Genomic DNA, 3,028 nt, shown 5'->3' with positions numbered 1-3,028 from the left:
GTAAAGCGGAAAACCTTGCTAAATTGGATAAATTACCGTTTGAAATTGTGCCTTTTTCCTCCCAAGATGCCCGTATTGCCGGTAAAATTAGAGCGGAATTAGCGCAGCAAGGGCAGCCTATCGGTGCATATGATGTCCAAATTGCCGCTCAAGCGATCAGCCGTCATTTAACCTTAATTACTCATAACGTTAAAGAATTTAAACGGGTCGATTCATTAAATTATGAAGATTGGCTCTAAACGCAAGCGACTACGGTCGCTTTTTGTTTGCCTGTCATTTGTCTTTTCACATATCCCAACACTCGCTTAACGCCCCATAACCCCACACAATATCGGCATTTTTAACCCTCGCTTATCAAAATGCCTCAAACCGCTGAAATTATCCGCCGTTTAGATAATCTGATCCGCTTTGGCACGATAGCTGAGGTGGATTTCGCCAATGCCAAAGTCAAAGTGCAATCCGGCGAGATTCTGACGACTTGGCTGCCGTGGTTGGCACATCGTGCCGGCACAACCCAAAGTTGGTCTGCACCAACGGTGGGCGAACAGTGCCTGATACTTGCAGTCAGCGGTGAGTTGACCACCGCTCTTGTTTTAGTCGGCATTTATACCCAAAACGCACCGAGCCAAAACGGTGATGAACATCTGATCACCTTTCCAGACGGCGCAACGGTCAGTTACAACCACGCAAGCGGTCATTTATCGGCAAAACATTGCAAAACCGCTGAAATTCAAGCCAGTGGCACGATCACCTTAAATTGCCCAACGGTTATTTGCACCGGTGATTTACAGGTACAAAAAGCCGTGAGTGCCACAGGCAATATCAGCTCGCAGGGTAGTGTTTCGGCGGCAAATGATGTCAGGGGTGGTGGCATTTCCTTGAAAAACCATACCCACACGGGCGTAGAGCGCGGTGGCAAGAAAACGGATACCCCAAGCTAATGAACAGACAAACCGGCGAACGGCTAGAGAGTGAGATTGAGCATATCAAGCAATCTATCAGCGATATTCTGCTTACGCCCAAAGGCTCAAGAATAATGCGGCGGGATTACGGCAGCCATTTACTCAAATTGATTGACCGTCCACTCTCCGCAGGGCTTGCCTTACAAATTTCGGCTGCGTGCGTAATGGCGTTGAAGCAGTGGGAGCCGAGAATTGAGGTGAAAGCCTTTAAAGTCAGCATTCAACGCCTTGCTCACGCTCATCAAGTTACCGGCTCGCTAGAGGCGATTGTCAAAAAGAGCCAAACCAAGCTCACCTTATCAAACCTGAATTTAAGTTATGAGTGAAATGATTGATCTCTCCAAATTACCAGCTCCCGATGTGCTGGAAACCTTGGATTACGAAACGCTATTGGCAGAGCGTAAGGCAAAATTTATCTCCCTTTACCCCGAAGATGAGCACGCCTTTTGGCAAGCAAGGCTCGCTCTTGAATCTGAACCGATTACTAAATTATTGCAAGAAAATTGCTACTTACAACTACTGGAACGCCAACGTATCAATAATGCAGCGAAAGCAACAATGCTTGCCTATGCAACAGGTAACGATTTAGATGTAATCGCAGCGAATTTTAATGTAAAACGGTTGGTGATTCAGGCAGAGGATTTAACGGCAATGCCGCCGAAAGCGGAAATTTTAGAAAACGACAGTGATTTCCGTTTACGCACCCAGTTAGCTTTTGAGGGAATGTCGGTTGCCGGCCCCCGTTCAGCCTATATTTTCCACGCCCTATCGGCACACAGTGATGTCGCCGATGTGTCGGTGGAATCTCCACAGCCTGCCTATGTAACGGTAACGGTTTTAGCCCGCTCCGGTAAAGGTTTGGCAACGCAAGAAGTGTTAGATAGTGTACGGGAAAAGCTAAACCACGATGATATTCGCCCGATTGCTGATCGGGTAACAGTACAAAGTGCGATGATTGAAGATTATCAAATCCACGCCAAACTGCATATGTTTCGCGGGCCGGAATATGAACCGATCAAAGCCAATGCCTTACAACGTTTAACGCATTACACCGCGGAGCGAAAGCGGCTGGGGCGGGATATTACCCTATCCGGTATTTATGCCGCTTTACATATTGAGGGTGTTCAGCGTGTCGAGCTGCTACAACCTAACCAAGATATGCTTTTACCCAATCATAAAGCAGGTTATTGCACCGATATTCAATTAGAAATGGTGGTGTCCGATGACTACTGATGATGTGCAAAAAACGCCCCCAAACCGACCGCTTGTCCCCAGTGGTTCAACACCCCTTGAAAAGCGAGCGGCAGAATGTTTACGCCTTGCGGTTGAAAACCCGATTTTAATTCCGGATTTAATCAACCCCGACCGTTGCCCCGAACCTCTATTACCCTATTTAGCGTGGGCATTTTCGGTGGATAAATGGGACGAAAATTGGACGGATACGGTCAAACGGATTGCCATTAAACAATCCTTTTTTATTCATAAACACAAAGGCACACTTTCCGCGGTAAAGCGTGTGATAGAGCCAATCGGCTACCTGATCGAATTAAAAGAGTGGTGGCAAGAACAACCAAATGCGGAAGCCGGCACCTTTAAACTCAGTGTGGAAGTATCTGAAAGCGGCTTGAACGAACAGACCTACAATGAATTAGTCCGGCTAATAGAAGATGTTAAACCCGTTTCACGCCACCTGAAACAACTGGCTATCGCTGTTTCACCCACTGGCAATTTGAACGCCTTTATCGGGCAGCAAATCGGCGAAATTATCAGCGTTTATCCCCAATAGGACACCCAATGGCAAAATTATACTATTCTGTTTTAACCACTTATGGTGCACAAGCCTTTGCCAATGCAATAGCAAATAATCGTGCCTTACACATTCAAAAAATGGCAGTCGGAGACGGTAACGGCAGAACCGTTACACCGGATTCAACCCGAACAGCACTGGCAAGAGAAAAATATAAGGCGAATATCAGTGCAATATCCCGTGATCCCCGTAACAACAAACAAGTGATTTTTGAACTCACTATCCCCGAAAATATCGGTGGATTTTGGATTCGTGAGAT

The 3,028-nt window shown here is 46.6% G+C and carries 6 protein-coding genes; all 6 read left to right on the top strand.

Features of this window, described 5'->3' with window-relative positions; all coding sequences use genetic code 11:
* On the top strand, positions 1-239 hold a 239-nt coding region (locus tag RO21_RS10245; protein ID WP_047977687.1), incomplete at its 5' end, for a PIN domain-containing protein.
* A 120-nt stretch (positions 240-359) separates the two neighbouring features.
* A complete protein-coding gene (locus RO21_RS10240; protein ID WP_047977686.1) occupies positions 360-941 on the top strand; it encodes a phage baseplate assembly protein V in 582 nt (193 codons plus the stop codon).
* A complete protein-coding gene (locus RO21_RS10235) occupies positions 941-1,288 on the top strand; it encodes a GPW/gp25 family protein (protein WP_047977685.1) in 348 nt (115 codons plus the stop codon). Before RO21_RS10240 ends, RO21_RS10235 begins: the two co-directional genes overlap by 1 nt.
* Complete coding sequence (locus tag RO21_RS10230; RefSeq protein ID WP_047977684.1) at positions 1,281-2,195, top strand: baseplate assembly protein; 915 nt, start codon at positions 1,281-1,283, stop codon at positions 2,193-2,195. Before RO21_RS10235 ends, RO21_RS10230 begins: the two co-directional genes overlap by 8 nt.
* Positions 2,185-2,748: a phage tail protein I gene (locus RO21_RS10225; RefSeq protein ID WP_047977683.1), complete on the top strand. Its 564-nt coding sequence runs from the start codon at positions 2,185-2,187 to the stop codon at positions 2,746-2,748. The genes RO21_RS10230 and RO21_RS10225 overlap by 11 nt, the downstream gene beginning before the upstream one ends.
* Positions 2,749-2,756: 8 nt before the next feature.
* A partial coding sequence (locus RO21_RS10220; protein WP_047977682.1) for a phage tail protein occupies positions 2,757-3,028 on the top strand: 272 nt, incomplete at its 3' end.

Source organism: Muribacter muris (assembly GCF_001038205.1).
GTDB lineage: Bacteria > Pseudomonadota > Gammaproteobacteria > Enterobacterales > Pasteurellaceae > Muribacter > Muribacter muris.
Note: the sequence above shows the minus strand (reverse complement) of the source record. Positions and strands in the feature narration are given on the sequence as shown.